Source organism: Marichromatium sp. AB31 (assembly GCF_003718685.1).
GTDB classification, from domain to species: Bacteria; Pseudomonadota; Gammaproteobacteria; order Chromatiales; family Chromatiaceae; genus Marichromatium; species Marichromatium gracile.
Genome location: NZ_RHFI01000002.1, coordinates 1 through 14,924, shown reverse-complemented (window position 1 = coordinate 14,924; position 14,924 = coordinate 1). Strand labels below are relative to the sequence as shown.

Below are 14,924 nucleotides of genomic sequence, written 5' to 3'. Positions count from 1 at the left end.
ATCCCGCCTCGGAGTCCTGGCCGTGTCACGTCTCTTCAAGCGTGTCCCGTGATGCCGTCGCGTTAGATGGCAAACGCCGCTATCGTTACCGATATACAGGGGACGATCAAGCACGACGCGTCGCCGCGATGACGTGCGCCCGGTCTCGGCTGGGCGATAATGCCCGCCAGTCCCCAACCGCAACCAGATCAGCGAGCTTCATTTGGACATCTCATCCCCATCCGCCGCCGTGCCCACCGTGGGCTTCGTCAGCCTCGGCTGCCCCAAGGCCACGGTCGACTCCGAACTCATCCTCACCCGGCTGCGCGCCGAGGGCTATCGGGTGGTGCACGACTATGACGACGCCGAGCTGGTGGTCATCAACACCTGCGCCTTCATCGACGCCGCCGAGCGCGAGTCGCTGGAGGTGATCGGCGAGGCCCTGGAAGAGAACGGCCGGGTCGTGGTCACCGGCTGTCTCGGCGCCCGCGCCGAACGTATCCGCGCCGCCTATCCCGAGGTGCTGGCGATCACCGGACCGCACGCGCTCGAGGAGGTGATGGCGGTGGTGCACGAGGCGCTGCCTGCCCCGCACGACCCCTTCACCAGTCTGGTGCCGCCCCAAGGCGTGCGGCTCACCCCGCGTCACTACGCCTATCTCAAGATCTCCGAGGGCTGCGACCATCGCTGCACCTTCTGCATCATCCCCAGCCTGCGCGGCGACCTGGTCAGTCGTGGTCTCGGTGAGGTGCTCGGCGAGGCCGAACGGCTGGTCGAGGCCGGGGTGCGCGAACTGCTGGTGGTCGCCCAGGACACCAGCGCCTATGGCCGCGACCTCAAGTACGCGCCGGGCTTCCACGGCGGGCGACCGCTGCGTACCGACATCACCACCCTGGCGCGCGAGCTCGGCCAGTTGCCGGCGTGGACGCGACTGCACTACGTCTACCCCTATCCCCAGGTCGACGAGCTGATCCCGTTGATGGCCGAGGGGCTGATCCTGCCCTATCTCGACATGCCGCTGCAGCACGGCAACACCCGGGTGCTGCGCGCGATGCGCCGTCCGGCAGCCACCGAGCGGGTGCTCGAGCGTCTCGCACGCTGGCGCGCGCAATGTCCCGAGCTGGTGCTGCGCAGCACCTTCATCGTCGGCTTCCCCGGTGAGACCGAGGCCGAGTTCGAGTCGCTGCTGGACTTCCTCCGCGAGGCGCGGCTCGACCGCGTCGGCTGCTTCCCCTACTCGCCGGTGGACGGCGCGGCGGCCAACGATCTGGCCGATGCGGTGCCTGCCGAAGAGCGCGAGGAGCGCCGCGAGCGCTTCATGGAGGTCCAGGCCGAGATCAGCCGCGACAAGCTCGCCGCGCGGGTCGGCGAGCGCATGACGGTGCTGGTTGACGAGGTGCACGAAGACGAGGTGGTGGCGCGCAGCTATGGCGATGCGCCCGAGATCGACGGCAACGTGCTGGTGCCGGGGGCCTGGGAGATCGACCCCGGCGACTTCATCGAGGTCGAGATCACCGCCTCGGGCGATCACGACCTGTGGGCCGAGCCGGTCGATCCGGCATGAGCCTTGGCGCCGGGCGGCGGGGTGCCGCCCGGCGGCCGATCAGAAGGCCGGGCCGGGGGTCTTGCCGAGCTTCTTGAGGATGATCGCCAGCGGGCAGAAGCCGGTGAAGGCCGACTGCAGCAGGTTGGCGCCGACGAAGCCGGTGAACCACAGGAAGTGGATGCTGACGGTGGCCGCGAGGATGGCCGAGAGCAGCACAAAGGCGCCGGCGACGGCGAAGACGATACGTTCGATGGACATGGGTGCTTCCGTTTCGGTTGCGATGGGTGTAAGCGGCGGAGTATTAACCAATGCTTATACTTGATTCAAGATCGGGCAGTCACCGAGACCGTCGGCTGTCTTGGAGGTGGTGTCATGGATGCCAGTGAGTTCCCCCGGCTGATCGCGGCGCTGCAGCGCCCCGAGGCCTATCCCCATCCGGTCGATCGGATCGAGCACATCGAAACCCATATCTCCCACGTGTTGCTCGCCGGCGACTTCGCCTACAAGCTCAAGAAGCCGCTCGATCTTGGTTTTCTCGACTGCTCCACCCTGGCGTTGCGTCGTCACTGCTGTGAGGAGGAGATTCGCCTCAACAGCCGGCTCGCGCCGACGATCTATCTCGACGTGGTGGCGATCGGCGGCGAGGCCGCGCACCCGCGCATCGGCGCCGCGGGCGCGGTGTTGGAGTACGCGGTACGGATGCGCCGTTTCGCGCAGTCGGCGTTGCTCGCGCACCGCCCCCTCGACGGTCCCCTGATCGACCGGCTCGCCGAGCGCTTGGCCGATTTCCACGCCGCCATCCCGGCCGCCGCGCCCGATGCCCCCTGGGGGGCGCCCGACATGGTGCTCGCGCCGATGATCGAGAACGTCGAGCAGATCCGGGCGCGGGTCGAGGCGCCGGCGCTGCTGAGGCGTCTCCAACGCATCGAGGACTGGACCCGGGCACGCTGGCGGGTGCTGCGTCCGCTGCTCGAGCAGCGTCGCGCCGAGGGCTGGATCCGCGAGTGTCACGGCGACATGCATTGCGGCAACATCGCGCTGATCGACGGCGAGCCGCAGATCTTCGACGGTATCGACTTCGCCCCCGAGCTGCGCTGGATCGACACCGCCAGCGAGCTCGCCTTCCTGGTCATGGACCTGGAGGCCGCCGGTGAGCCGGGGTTGGCGCAGCGTCTGCTCAACGGCTATCTGGAGCGTGGCGGTGACTACGGGTTGCTGGCACTGCTGCGTCTCTATCAGTGCTATCGGGCGATGGTGCGCGCCAAGGTCGGCGCGATCCGCGCCGGTCAGACGGGGCTGGCGGTGCCTGAGCGCGCCGCCGCCTGGGATGCGTGCGCGCGCTATCTGGCGCTGGCCGAGGGCTATACCCGGGCGAGACGGCCGCGGCTGCTGATCGCCTGCGGGCTGTCGGGCTCGGGCAAGAGCCACATGGCCAGCGCGCTCTGCGAGCGGCTGCCCTTCGTCCATCTGCGCTCGGACGTCGAGCGCAAGCGACTGTTCGGGCTCGAGGCGCAGGCGCGCACCAATACCGGGGTCGATGGCGGGATCTATTTCCCCTCGGCTACCGATTGGACCTACGAGCGGCTGCTGCACCTGGCCGAGACCATCCTCGCCAGTGGCCACGATGTGCTGGTCGATGCCACCTTCACCGCGCACCAGCGGCGCGTCGGTTTCGCTGCGCTGGCGCGGCGTCATCACGCCGGGTTCGCCATCCTCGCGCTGGAGGCGCCGCTGGCGGTGCTGCGCGAGCGCGTCACCCGGCGTCTGGCCGCCGGTAACGACGCCTCCGAGGCGACGCTCGCGGTGCTCGAGCGCCAGCATGCGCGCTGCGAGCCGCCGCAGGGCGAGGAGTGCGACCGGCTGGTGCGCGTCGACACCAGCGCCGACCCCGCCATCGAGCGGGTGAGCGAGCAGCTCGAGACCGTGTTCGCCGGACAGACCCAGTCCTGCGACCTTGCCGAGCCGCCCCACTGAGTCCGTCTCATCCCTGCAGCACCAGCGCCGCGCCGGCGAGCATCAGCACGCCGGCGGGCAGGCGCGCACGCAGCCCGCGCTCGCCGAAGCAGAGCGCGCCGTAGAGCATGCCGAAGAGCAGGCTGGTGCGCTTGAGCGCGATCATGTAGGCGACCTCGGTCGCGGCGATGGCGAGGAAGTGGGTGTAGACCATCACCGCGCTCAGCGCCGCGACCGCCAGCACCGCCCAGGGATGGCGCGCCAGCGCGAGCAGCCGGCGCGGGCGCGGCAGCGCCAGCACCAGCAGTGCGACGACCCCGAGCAGGGCGAAGTAGAAGGCGCCGAACTGCGCCGGCGGCAGATACTGCATCGCGCCCTTGCCGAGGGTGGCGGTGAGGGCGTAGATCGCCGCCACCGCGAGCATCAGCCGCGCGCCGCGCTGCTCGAGGATGGCGCCGAGCGGGCGCAGCCAGCTGCGCCAGTCGCGCGCCCGGGCATGGCCGACGTTGAGCAGCCAGGCCCCGGCCACCACCAGCACCACCCCAAAGGCGCCGCGCGCGCTCACCGTCTCGTCGAGCAGCAGCCAGGCGACCAGCAGCACGAACACCGGGGTGAAGGCGAGATAGGGCAGGGTGAGCGAGAGCGGGTGGTCGCGGATGGCGCGCATGTAGAGCAGCATCGCCGCGATCTCCAGCGGCACCAGTGCCGCCAGCCAGCCCCAGAAGGCGGGCGCGAGGGTGGCGAGCGGCGGCAGGTCGGCGAGCAGCGGGGCGAGCAGCACGCCGCTCAGGGTGAGGCGCACCAGCGCCAGCTCGGCGGCCGAGAGCGCGCCGAGCCAGGCCTTGGTGGCGGCATCGGCGCTGGCCAGGGCGAGGGCGCAGAGCAGCGACAGGCTCACCCAGTCCATGGCCGCGGCGCCGGATCAGTCGGCGGCGGCGGGTTGCATGCGCCGCGGCAACGCCTCGGTCAGCACCTCGCAGCCGGCGCCGGGGAGATGGGCGTGCTCGCTGATCCAGCGGCGCCAGACGCGCGCGCCGGGACGGCCCTGGAAGAGTCCGAGCAGGTGACGGCTGATCGCGGTCAGCGGCACCCCGGCGTCGAGCTCGCGCTGGATATAGGGCAGCATCCGCTCGATGACCTGGTGGCGGGTCGGCGGCGGGGTCGGGTCGGCGAAGATGCGCGCGTCGGCCGCGGCGAGGATCCAGGGGTTGTGGTAGGCCTCGCGACCGATCATCACCCCATCGAGGGTCTCGAGCAGGGCGCAGGCCTGGTCGAGGTCCTGCACCCCGCCGTTGAGGCTGATCGAGAGCGCGGGGAAGTCGCGCTTGAGCTGCAGCACCACGTCGTAGCGCAGCGGCGGGATGTCGCGGTTCTCCTTCGGGCTCAGCCCGGAGAGCCAGGCCTTGCGCGCGTGCACGATCAGCGCGTCGCAGCCGGCCTCGACCTGGGCGCCGACGAAGTCGACCAGCTCGCCGTAGCTGTCGCGATCGTCGATGCCGATGCGGCTCTTGACCGTCACCGGGACCGCCACCGCGTCCTTCATCGCCCGCACGCAGTCGGCCACCACCCCGGGCTCGGCCATCAGACAGGCACCGAAGCGCCCGTTCTGCACCCGGTCGGAGGGGCAGCCGACGTTGATGTTGATCTCGTCGTAGCCGTACTCGGCGCCGAGTCGGGCGCAGGTGGCCATGTCGGCGGGATCGGAGCCGCCGAGCTGCAGCGCCACCGGATGCTCGCTCGGATCGAAGCGCAGGAAGCGCTCGCGGTCGCCGTGGAGCAGCGCGCCGGTGGTCACCATCTCGGTGTAGAGCAGGGTGTGACGGCTGATCAGCCGGAGGAAATAACGGCAGTGGCGATCGGTCCAGTCCAACATCGGGGCGATGGACAGACGACGGTCTAGCGGTGCAGGCATGGCGCGGGTCGGGCTCGGGCTGGGGACGCCGGCGGAGGCGTGGCCGGGTCGTTGATCTCGAGCGGGGATTGTCCGCGACCGGGCCGATTTTTTCCATCATCGGCGCGCTCGCGGCGAGGTCCGCCCGCCGGGCGGCGGGCGGGCAGCCTCAGGCCGCGCCCTCGGGGAGCGGGTCGCCGGGACGGCGCACCGGCTCCTTGAGGGTGACCAGCTCCTCGGCGCTGCCGGGGTGGATGGCGACGGTGTTGTCGAAGTCGGCCTTGGTCGCGCCCATCTTCACCGCCACGGCGAAGCCCTGGAGCATCTCGTCGGCGCCGTCGCCGATGACGTGGACACCGACCACGCGCTGCTCGGGACCGGCACAGACCAGCTTCATCGCGGTCTTGGCGCCGTGCTCGTTGAGCGCGTAGCGCATCGGGGTGAAGCTGGTCTCGTAGACGGTGAGCACGTCACCGAGGCGCTCGCGCGCCTCCGGCTCACTCAGCCCGACCTTGGACAGCGGCGGGTGGGCGAAGACCACGGTGGGGATGTTGTCGTAGTCGAGCTTGCGCTCGCTCTGGCCGTCGAACAGGCGCTCGGCGAGGCGGCGCCCGGCGGCGATCGCCACCGGGGTGAGCTGGTCGCGTCCGGTGATGTCGCCGAGCGCGTAGACGCCGGGGACATTGGTGTTCTGATAGGCGTCGGTGGGCACCATGCCGTTGGGTTGGACCTCGATGCCGGCGGTCTCGAGCCCGAGGTCGCGGGTGTTGGGCGCGCGCCCGACGGCCCAGATCACGCTGTCGAAGCCCTCGAGCCGGGTGCCGTCCTGGGCCACCAGGGTGGTGCCCTGGGCGTCGCGCTCGAGTGCGGCGACGGCGAACTCGAGATGGGTCTCGATGCCCTGGGCGTGCATGTTCTCGGCCAGGGTGGCGCTGAGCAGGGGGTCGAACTGGAACAGCAACCGGTCCTCGAGCGCCACCACGGTGACCTCGGAGCCGAAGCTGCGCAGCAGCCCGGCCAGCTCGATGCCGATATAGCCGGCACCGATGATGGCCACGCGCTTGGGTTGTTGCTGCAGGGCGAAGAAGCCGTCGGAGGTGATACCGAGCTCGGCGCCGGGCAGACGCGGCACGATCGGGCGCCCGCCGGTGGCGATGACGATGTGATCGGCGCTGAGACGCTGACCCTCGACCTCGATGGTGTGGGCGTCGACGAAGCGGGCGTGGCCATCGACCCGGGTGATGCCGAGGCGCTCGACATAGCCGTCCCAGAAGCTGTTGATGGCACTGATGTAGCGATCGCGCCCGGCCACCAGCTTGGGCCAGTCGAGCTCGCCGCCGCTGGCCTGGACGCCGAAGCCGGGGGCGTCGCGCACCGCCTCGGCGAGGTGCGAGGCGTACCACATCACCTTCTTGGGTACGCAGCCGACGTTGACGCAGGTGCCGCCGAGCGCCTTGGACTCGATCAGGGCGACGCGCTTGCCGAAGGCGGCGGCCTTCTCGGCCACCGCCAGGCCGCCGCTGCCACCGCCGATCGCGATCAGGTCGAAATGCTGGGTCATGGTTCTGCTTCCTGATAATGCTGTGACCGAGGATCATACCCGTGGCCCGGATGAGGCGCAGCGGGTGGTCCGAGAGCGGTCCTGTCCATAGCAAAGGGGTCGGTAACCCATGGGTTGCCCGACCCCCTCGAATCTGCCGACGCCGGCCGGCGTCGGCAGCTGTGGTCCTCCGGCGTGCTCCCGGATCAGGCGCTGGCGCGCTCCTTGAGCCAGCCCTCGACCGCCTCCGAGCCACCGATCAGCTCACCGTTGACGAACACCTGCGGCACGGTACGGGCGTTGGCCACGGCGCGCAGCGTCTGCTCGGTGTAGTCCTCGTTGAGCACCAGCTCCTCGAAGTCGATGCCGGCGTTGCGCAGGGCCTCCTTGGCCTTGACGCAGAACGGGCAGCCGTCGCGGGTGAACACGCTCACGTCCATCGGCTTGGGCGCGTTCGGGGCGAGGTGGGCGAGCATGGTATCGGCGTCGGAGACCTCGTAGGGGTCGCCTTCGACCTCGGGCTCGATGAACATCTTCTCCACCACGCCGTCGCGTACCAGCATCGAGTAGCGCCAGGAGCGCTTGCCGAAGCCGAGATCGTCCTTCTCGACCAGCATCCCCATGCCCTCGGTGAACTCGCCGTTGCCGTCGGGGATGAACAGCAGGTCATCGGCGTGCTGGGTCTTCTGCCACTCGTTCATCACGAAGGTGTCGTTGACCGAGACGCAGGCCACGGTATCGACCCCGTGCTCCTTGAACATCGGTACCAGCTGGTTGTAGCGCGGCACGTGCGAGGAGGAGCAGGTGGGGGTGAAGGCACCCGGCAGCGAGAACACCACCACGGTCTTACCGGCAAAGATCTCGTCGGTGGTCAGGTCGACCCACTCGTGTCCGCTACGGGTGTGGAAGGTGACCTGAGGAACGCGGCTTCCGGTGCGATCTTGCAACATGTGTCGATTCTCCATGGTTGTCGCTGTGGGATTTGGGTCAAAAGTTCTTGAGCGATCGTCGCGCCCCCGAAGAGGATGGCGTGTCGACGGTGCTAAGATTACGTCCTGATGGCCGATGCGTGAAATGGATAATAAAAATTGATCTGATTGTCTGAGACGATCGTTCGGCTCGGTCTGGCGCACACCTGATCGTGTCTGTTGCCATCCAGACAGCACCGCTCACCCGCTGCGGTTCCGGCGACGCTCGGCGCACACCCACACTTAGGATGCGGCAGTTCCCCCTGTGAACCAAGGGGACTGCCCAAGCGATCGGCCAAGTGTGCGACGATCGGATCCTCCTCGACGGACGCAGGAGTCCCCCAGAATGACAGGTTCCGAGGATCCGAAGGTGCCCGCTCAGGACGAGATGGCACAAGACCTCTATGTACAGGCCAGACGGGCATTGGAGCGCGGCGATTTCGACCGGCTCGGTCGGTTGCTCGGGCAGGGTGAGATTGATCTCACCACGCTGACCGAGGAGCTGCGCATCTATCAGGCTGAGCTCGAGGTGCAGAACGCCGAGCTGCGCGAGGCCCAGGTCGCCTCCGAGCGCATGGCGCAGCGTTACAACACGCTGTTCTCGGCAATGCCGCTGGCGCAGCTGGTGGTCGATGGTAACGGCCTGGTGCTCGATGCCAATGCGCTTGCCGAGCAGCTGTTCGGGCTGGGCAATCGGCATCTGCGTCATCATTTCCTGCAGCGATTGGTGATCCCGCTCGATCGTGAGCGGCTGGCCTCGGCGTTGAGTCGGGCGCGACAGAGCGAGGGCGAGGTGGTCGAGGGGGTGCACTTCCTCGCCGATGGCGGTGATGTCTTCGGTGGCGAGCTGCACATGGCGCGACTGGCCGTCGACGCCGACGAGCCGTCGCAGTTCGTTTGCGCGGTGCTCGATCTGAGCAAGCTGCTGCGCCAGCAGGATGCGCTGCGCCGCTCCGAGGAGAAGCTCGAGTTCCTCGCCCATCACGACACCCTCACCCACCTGCCCAATCGCACCCTGCTCAACGACCGGCTCGCCCAGGGGGTGAGTCGCGCCCACCGTCATCATGGGGTGATGGCGGTGCTGTTCGTCGATCTCGACCGCTTCAAGATCATCAACGACCGCTATGGTCATGGCGCCGGCGACGAGCTGCTGCGCGAGGTGGCCGAGCGGATGCAAGGCCAGCTGCGCGACAGCGACACCCTGGCGCGGGTCGGCGGCGACGAGTTCGTGGTGTTGCTCGAGGACGCCGACTGCGCGCGGCGCGCCGGACGGGTGGCCAACCGGTTGCTGCAGGTCTTCGGCCCGCCCTTCCAGGTCGGCAGGGAACGCTTCCAGGTCAGCGCCAGCATCGGCATCAGCCTCTATCCGGTCGATGGCACCGATCCGGACACCCTGCTCAGGCACGCCGACATCGCCATGTACGAGGCCAAGTCGCGCGGGCGCAACGACTTCCAGTTCTTCCATGCCGACATGGCCGGCGGCGTGGTCGCGCAGCTCGAGCTGGTGCACGCGCTGCGCGGCGCGCTGCGCCGGCACGAGTTCGTGCTCTATTTCCAACCCCAGATCGATCTCGGCAGCGGTCGCCTGCTCGGGGTGGAGGCGCTGCTGCGCTGGCACCACTCCCGTCAGGGCCTGTTGCCGCCGGCGCGCTTCATCGCCCTGGCCGAGGAGATCGGCGTGCTCGGCGAGGTCGGCGACTGGGTGCTGGAGACGGCCTGCGCCCAGCTCGCCGCCTGGCGCAACAGCGGGCTGGAGGTGCCGCGCATGGCCGTCAATCTGGTGTTGCAGCAGCTCGAGCAGGCGCATTTCGTCGAGCGTGTCGAGGGGGTGTTGCAGCGCTATCAGCTGTCGCCCGGGGCGTTGCAGCTGGAGGTCACCGAGGCGATGCTGATGCGTCAGGCCGAGCGCGCGCTGGCGCACCTGCATGCGCTGCGCGCGCTCGGCGTCGGCATCGCGGTCGATGACTTCGGTACCGGCTACTCCTCGCTCGGGCGCATCCATCGACTGCCGATCGACCAGCTCAAGATCGATCGCTCCTTCGTCGGTGACATCGGTCGTGACTCGGCCGACGAGACCACGGTGCGCTCCATCATCGGTCTCGGCAAGACCCTGGGCCTGGAGGTGCTCGCCGAGGGGATCGAGTGCGACGACCAGGTGCTCTTCCTGGCGCGCGAGGGTTGTCGGGCGGGGCAGGGATTTCTCTACGGACGGCCGGTCTCGGCGCGCGAGATCCTCGAGACCTATGGCCGTTGATCCTCGTGCAGTTGAATATTAGCGAATATTGATTGACGTCAACGCTGTCGTCTCGGGCGCGGCCTAGGCTAGCCCCGAGGACGGCCTCAGGCGACGTCCTCCGGCCCTTGGCCAGGGATGACGCCTGGGCCGGGTCCACGGGTCGCGGTTCCCTGTCGCGACCGCGCCGCCTGCCCCAGGGACGGGGGCCGGTGGCGTTTCCCTGAATCATCTATGGGAGTTGAGCGATGACGCGCATGAAACGACTGATGCTTGCAGCCACCGTCGCGGGTGTCTCCGCGCTCGGTTCCATGTCCGCCAACGCCTTCTGGGGCTGGGGGCCGTTCGGGATGTTCCCGGGTGGCTGGGGCGGTCCCTGGGGTGGCCCCTGGTATGGCGGCGCGCCTTATTACGGCTATCACCATCCCTATGGCTACGGCTATCCCTATCACGCCCCCTATGGCGCCTGGGGTGCCCCCTACGGTTGGGGCGCGCCGGTCTACGGTCAGCCCTACTACGGCTACCCCGCCGCCAACCAGCCGACGGCCAGCAACGACTGAGTCAGCCCGTGCGCCCCGCCCGCCGGCGGGGCGCTGTCATCGTCGCCCGCGCGGCTGCTATCATCCCCGCCACACGCACCGACGGCGGTCCCGCCAGGCCGCCGTCCGCACCCTGTGGAGGTCTGCGCCATGCGCATCCTGGTGGGGGACATCGGGGGCACCAAGACGGCGCTCGCCATCGCCGCGCCGGACGCCGGCGGTGGTCTCGTGCTGCACCATCCCGAACGCTATCCGAGTGCCGAGCATGCGGGGCTCGAGTCGATCGTGCGCCATTATCTGGTCACGCACGCGGTCTCCTGCAGCGGTGCGGCGTTCGCCATCGCCGGCCCGGTGTCGGGGCGCCGCAGCCAGGTCACCAACCTGACCTGGCAGATCGACGCCGATGCCCTCGAGCGGGCGCTCGGTCTCTCGCGAGTGTTGTTGCTCAACGACCTCGAGGCGGTGGCCTGGGGAATCGCGGCGCTGGCGCCGGAGGATGTCTGCGAGCTCCAGCCGGGTGAGCCCGGGGCCGTCGGCAACCGCTGCGTGATCGCCGCCGGGACCGGGCTCGGCGAGGCCGGTCTGTTCTGGGACGGACATCGCCATCATCCCTTCGCCACCGAGGGCGGGCACGCCGAGTTCGCCGCGACCGATGCCCGTGAATGGGCGCTGCGTGAATTCCTCCGGCGCCGTCACGCCCGGGTGAGCTGGGAGCGGCTGGTCTCCGGGATGGGCATCAGCGCCCTCCACGCCTTCTGTTGCGAGTACGCCGGCGGGCGGTCACCGCAACCCGTGCTCGAGCCGGCCGCGGTCGCCGCCGGCGCGCGCGAGGGCGATGCCCGCTGTGTCGAGACGATGGCGCTGTTCTTCCGTCTCTATGGACGCGAGGCCGGCGACCTGGCGCTCAAGCAGATGGCGCTCGGCGGGGTCTATCTCGGCGGCGGCATCGCCCCGCGCAACCTCGAGGCGCTGCGTGCCAGCGCCTTCCTCGATGGCTTTCTCGACAAGGGGCGGATGCGCGGGTTGATGACGCGCATGCCGGTGCGGGTGATCCTGCAGCCGCAGGTGGCGCTGCTCGGTGCGGCGCGCGCCTGGCAGGATGATCAGTCGCCCGGGCGGCCCGTCGTGGCAGCCGGGTGAGGTCAACGACGAGTGCGCGCCGCGAGCGCGCGTCACAGGAGAACAACCTTTGAGCCAGCAACTGAAGATCACCGGGATGAGCTGTCAGCACTGCGAGCGTCGCGTCCGCGAGGCGCTGGTCGCGGTCGCCGGGGTCGAGTCGGTGAGCATCGACCTCGCGGCCGGTCGCGCGCGGGTGGAGGGCGCGGTCGAGTCCGCCACCCTGATCGCCGCCGTGGAGGCTGCCGGCTACCAGGCCGAGCCCTGCTGAGTGCGCTCATCCGCGCGCCCGCCCGGGGCGCGCATCCTGCGCTAACACGTCTTTCAATACGCCCTCGCCAGTTCGTGCCGGCGGGGGCGTCGTTCGTCATGGAGAACCTGGAGAATCTGTCGTATGTCGAGTCGTGAACGGATCGGTGCCTGGATCGAGTCCGATCCCGTCCAGCGCGTGATCATCGCGCTGATCGTCCTCAACGCCGTCACCCTGGGGTTGCAGACCTCGCCGGCGTTGGTCGCCGGCTTCGGCGGCGTGCTGCACCTGATCGATCAGGCGGTGCTCGCGGTGTTCGTGGTCGAGATCCTGCTCAAGCTCTATGCGCGGGGGGGGCGCTTCTTCGCCAGTGGCTGGAACCTGTTCGACTTCACCGTGGTGGCCATCGCCCTGGTCCCGGCCAGCGGACCGCTGGCGGTGTTGCGCGCGCTGCGCGTGCTGCGGGTGCTGCGACTGATCTCGATGGCGCCGCGACTGCGCTTCGTGGTCGAGGCGTTGCTCAAGGCGCTGCCCGGGATCTCCTCGATCGCGCTGCTGATGCTGATCCTCTTCTACGTCTTCGCGGTGATGGCCACCGGGCTGTTCGGCGAGCGCTTCCCGGAGTGGTTCGGCGGGCTCGGCGCCTCCATGTACACCCTGTTTCAGGTGATGACCCTGGAGAGCTGGTCGATGGGGATCGTGCGTCCGGTGATGGCGGCCTATCCGCTGGCCTGGCTGTTCTTCATCCCCTTCATCCTCATCGCCACCTTCACCATGCTCAACCTGTTCATCGGCATCATCGTCGACACCATGCAGACACTGCACGATGCCCAGCACCAGGGGGTACGCGATGAGCTGGAGCGCTCGATGCACCGTGACAGCGTCCAGCTCGAGCACGAGCTGCAGGCGTTGCGCGCCGAGGTGCGCGCGCTGCGCGAGGCGTTGGGGCGCTGAGTCGGGCGGGGTGGTTCTGCTATGATCGGTCGCGATCGCGGGACGGATGTCCGCTGCGCGACCGCGCCGTCGGCATCATCAATGGGGATCGGATTCTCGTGCGAGGGGAGCGGATCGTGACACAGCCAGCGCGGCGCGCCAGCGACGCCCACTCTCCCGGTCTTGCGGGACCGGGCCGTCACTGGTTGGCGCTCCTGCTGCTCGGGTGGATGGCGCCGGTCATGGCGCTCGGGCTGAAGGTCGAGGTCAGCGGGCTCGAGGGCAAGGAGCGCGACAACGTCCTGGCGTTGCTCGATATCTATCAGGAGCGCGACGCCGCCGGACTCGATCTGCCGCGGGTGCGCGCGCTGCACCGTCTCGCCCCGCAGCAGATCCGCGACGCCCTGGCTCCCTTCGGTCTGTATCGGGTGGCGATCGATGCCGCCCTCGAGCAGTCCGCCCCGCCCGACGGTCCCTGGCTGGCGCGCTATCGGGTGAGTCCCGGCGAACCGGTGCGCATCGGCGCCGTCGACTACCAGGTGCGCGGTCCCGGCGAGGACGATCCGGCCTTCCCCGAGCGCTTCCCGATGCAGCGCGGCGACGTGCTGCTGCACGCCGACTACGAGCGCGCCAAGTCGGAGCTGCGCTATGCCGCCTCGGCCAACGGCTATCTCGACTACCGCCTGCCCCGTCACCAGGTGCTGGTCGACCCCGAGGCCGACAGCGCGGCGGTCCACTTCCATCTCGACACCGGTCCCCAGTACCACCTCGGTGAGGTGACCTTCAACCAGGACCTGCTCGATGACGGGTTGTTGCAGCGCTATCTGCGTTTCGCCCCGGGGGCGGTCTACGATCCCGATCTGCTGCTCGAGCTGCAGAGCAGGCTGCTCGGCAGTGAGTACTACAGCGAGGTCGAGATCGTGCCGCACAAGGAGGCGCGCGACGATGAGGGGCGTATCCCCATCGAGGTCATCGCCACCCGCAACAAGGCCAACAAGTACCGTCTCGGCGTCGGCTTCGCCACCGACAGCGGGCCGCGCTTCAGCATGGACTGGCGGCGGCGCTATCTCAATCGCTGGGGCCACAAGTTCCGCACCGAGCTGATCCTCTCGCCGCGTCACTCGGAATGGAACCTCGACTACCGTATCCCGGTCCAGGACCCGACCCGCGACTATCTCACCATCAGGCCGCAATCGGTCTATGACGATACCGCCAGTCGCAAGGGCTGGGTCCACACCGTGCAGTTCGCCCACTCGCGCCTCACCGGCGAGGGTTGGCGGCGCACCGGCGGGTTCGACTTCCGCTACGAGGACGTCGCCATCAACGACGCCCCGGCGCAACGCACCAGCGAGCTGGTGCCCAACATCTCCTGGTCGAAGACGGTCTCCGACGACCCGGTCAACACCAATCGTGGCTATCGCATCAAGTACACCTTGCTCGGCACCTTCGGCGGCGTGCTCGCCGAGCACTCCTATCTGAGCGGTCAGATCCAGTTCAAGTGGGTGCGCCGCTTCGCCGAGCGCTATCGGCTGATCGCCCGCACCGATCTCGGTGCCACCCTCGCCGATTCGGTCGACGACCTGCCGGCGAGCCGCCGCTTCTATGCCGGTGGCGATGCCTCGATCCGGGGCTGGGACTACGATGCCCTGGGCCCGATCGACCCGCTCACCGGTCAGACCGTCGGCGGGCGCTATCTCGCCGTCGGCAGCCTCGAGCTCGAGCGCGAGATCCGCGGCCCCTGGAGCGCGGCGCTGTTCACCGACTTCGGTAACGCCTTCGATCCCGACTACGATCAGCAGATCGCCTACAGCGCCGGGGTCGGGGTGCGCTGGGCCTCGCCGATCGGGCAGGTCCGGCTCGATCTCGCCTTTGCGCTCAGCAAGGACAACGACAACGGCGGCTGGCCCCCGGCGCGGCTGCACATCGTGATCGGTCCCGACCTATGAACGACGCCGCCCGCGCCGCGCCGCCCG

The 14,924-nt window shown here is 69.0% G+C and carries 13 protein-coding genes; 8 read left to right on the top strand and 5 right to left on the bottom strand.

The annotated features are described in order from the left end of the window. The first annotated feature begins 238 nt into the window (after positions 1–238). Positions 239–1,543, top strand: a complete 1,305-nt coding sequence (rimO, locus tag EBL84_RS02355; RefSeq protein WP_369957591.1) for a 30S ribosomal protein S12 methylthiotransferase RimO — start codon at positions 239–241, stop codon at positions 1,541–1,543. Between the two features lie 39 nt (positions 1,544–1,582). On the opposite strand, the gene EBL84_RS02350 is transcribed toward rimO, so the two are convergent. Next, positions 1,583–1,783 (bottom strand): DUF2892 domain-containing protein, encoded by a 201-nt coding sequence (locus EBL84_RS02350; RefSeq protein ID WP_123139352.1) that lies wholly within the window; start codon positions 1,781–1,783, stop codon positions 1,583–1,585. Positions 1,784–1,897: 114 nt separating this feature from the next. Here EBL84_RS02350 and EBL84_RS02345 point away from each other — a divergent pair, with 114 nt between their 5' ends. Beyond that, a complete protein-coding gene (locus tag EBL84_RS02345; RefSeq protein WP_123139351.1) occupies positions 1,898–3,499 on the top strand; it encodes a bifunctional aminoglycoside phosphotransferase/ATP-binding protein in 1,602 nt (533 codons plus the stop codon). A gap of 7 nt (positions 3,500–3,506) precedes the next feature. On the opposite strand, the gene EBL84_RS02340 is transcribed toward EBL84_RS02345, so the two are convergent. The 4 genes from EBL84_RS02340 to EBL84_RS02325 form a co-directional block, all read right to left on the bottom strand. After that, positions 3,507–4,385, bottom strand: coding sequence for an EamA family transporter (locus EBL84_RS02340; protein WP_123139350.1), 879 nt, complete (start codon positions 4,383–4,385; stop codon positions 3,507–3,509). Positions 4,386–4,400: 15 nt separating this feature from the next. Beyond that, the gene (gene dusA / locus EBL84_RS02335) at positions 4,401–5,390 is read right to left on the bottom strand and encodes a tRNA dihydrouridine(20/20a) synthase DusA (RefSeq protein ID WP_123139349.1); all 990 of its coding nucleotides are present in this window, start codon (positions 5,388–5,390) and stop codon (positions 4,401–4,403) included. A gap of 148 nt (positions 5,391–5,538) precedes the next feature. Continuing rightward, on the bottom strand, positions 5,539–6,930 hold the full coding sequence (gorA, locus tag EBL84_RS02330; RefSeq protein ID WP_123139348.1) for a glutathione-disulfide reductase: 1,392 nt from the start codon (positions 6,928–6,930) through the stop codon (positions 5,539–5,541). 185 nt (positions 6,931–7,115) lie between these two features. Further along, the gene (locus EBL84_RS02325) at positions 7,116–7,859 is read right to left on the bottom strand and encodes a glutathione peroxidase (protein ID WP_123139347.1); all 744 of its coding nucleotides are present in this window, start codon (positions 7,857–7,859) and stop codon (positions 7,116–7,118) included. 364 nt (positions 7,860–8,223) lie between these two features. Between EBL84_RS02325 and EBL84_RS02320 the strand changes: the two genes are divergently transcribed. The 6 genes from EBL84_RS02320 (at position 8,224) to EBL84_RS02295 (ending at position 14,897) form a co-directional block, all read left to right on the top strand. Then, the gene (locus tag EBL84_RS02320; RefSeq protein WP_123139346.1) at positions 8,224–10,131 is read left to right on the top strand and encodes a bifunctional diguanylate cyclase/phosphodiesterase; all 1,908 of its coding nucleotides are present in this window, start codon (positions 8,224–8,226) and stop codon (positions 10,129–10,131) included. Positions 10,132–10,367: 236 nt separating this feature from the next. Then, on the top strand, positions 10,368–10,670 hold the full coding sequence (locus EBL84_RS02315; protein WP_369957542.1) for a sulfur globule protein CV3: 303 nt from the start codon (positions 10,368–10,370) through the stop codon (positions 10,668–10,670). Positions 10,671–10,799: 129 nt separating this feature from the next. Continuing rightward, positions 10,800–11,789: a glucokinase gene (gene glk / locus EBL84_RS02310; protein WP_123139344.1), complete on the top strand. Its 990-nt coding sequence runs from the start codon at positions 10,800–10,802 to the stop codon at positions 11,787–11,789. A gap of 49 nt (positions 11,790–11,838) precedes the next feature. After that, the gene (locus EBL84_RS02305) at positions 11,839–12,039 is read left to right on the top strand and encodes a heavy-metal-associated domain-containing protein (protein WP_123139343.1); all 201 of its coding nucleotides are present in this window, start codon (positions 11,839–11,841) and stop codon (positions 12,037–12,039) included. Positions 12,040–12,162: 123 nt separating this feature from the next. Continuing rightward, positions 12,163–12,972: an ion transporter gene (locus EBL84_RS02300; protein WP_123139342.1), complete on the top strand. Its 810-nt coding sequence runs from the start codon at positions 12,163–12,165 to the stop codon at positions 12,970–12,972. Positions 12,973–13,181: 209 nt separating this feature from the next. Further along, entirely contained in the window at positions 13,182–14,897 is a 1,716-nt protein-coding gene (locus tag EBL84_RS02295; protein WP_223806950.1) for an autotransporter assembly complex family protein, read from the top strand. The last annotated feature ends 27 nt before the right edge of the window (positions 14,898–14,924 follow it).

Bases quoted from the DNA above. Each gene is read 5' to 3' on its own strand.
- EBL84_RS02345 (WP_123139351.1), top strand. From the start codon at position 1,898: ATGGATGCCAGTGAGTTCCCCCGGCTGATCGCGGCGCTGCAGCGCCCC.
- glk (WP_123139344.1), top strand. From the start codon at position 10,800: ATGCGCATCCTGGTGGGGGACATCGGGGGCACCAAGACGGCGCTCGCC.
- EBL84_RS02315 (WP_369957542.1), top strand. From the start codon at position 10,368: ATGAAACGACTGATGCTTGCAGCCACCGTCGCGGGTGTCTCCGCGCTC.
- EBL84_RS02340 (WP_123139350.1), bottom strand. From the start codon at position 4,385: ATGGACTGGGTGAGCCTGTCGCTGCTCTGCGCCCTCGCCCTGGCCAGC.
- gorA (WP_123139348.1), bottom strand. From the start codon at position 6,930: ATGACCCAGCATTTCGACCTGATCGCGATCGGCGGTGGCAGCGGCGGC.
- EBL84_RS02320 (WP_123139346.1), top strand. From the start codon at position 8,224: ATGACAGGTTCCGAGGATCCGAAGGTGCCCGCTCAGGACGAGATGGCA.
- EBL84_RS02350 (WP_123139352.1), bottom strand. From the start codon at position 1,783: ATGTCCATCGAACGTATCGTCTTCGCCGTCGCCGGCGCCTTTGTGCTG.
- dusA (WP_123139349.1), bottom strand. From the start codon at position 5,390: ATGCCTGCACCGCTAGACCGTCGTCTGTCCATCGCCCCGATGTTGGAC.
- EBL84_RS02325 (WP_123139347.1), bottom strand. From the start codon at position 7,859: ATGTTGCAAGATCGCACCGGAAGCCGCGTTCCTCAGGTCACCTTCCAC.
- EBL84_RS02300 (WP_123139342.1), top strand. From the start codon at position 12,163: ATGTCGAGTCGTGAACGGATCGGTGCCTGGATCGAGTCCGATCCCGTC.
- EBL84_RS02295 (WP_223806950.1), top strand. From the start codon at position 13,182: ATGGCGCCGGTCATGGCGCTCGGGCTGAAGGTCGAGGTCAGCGGGCTC.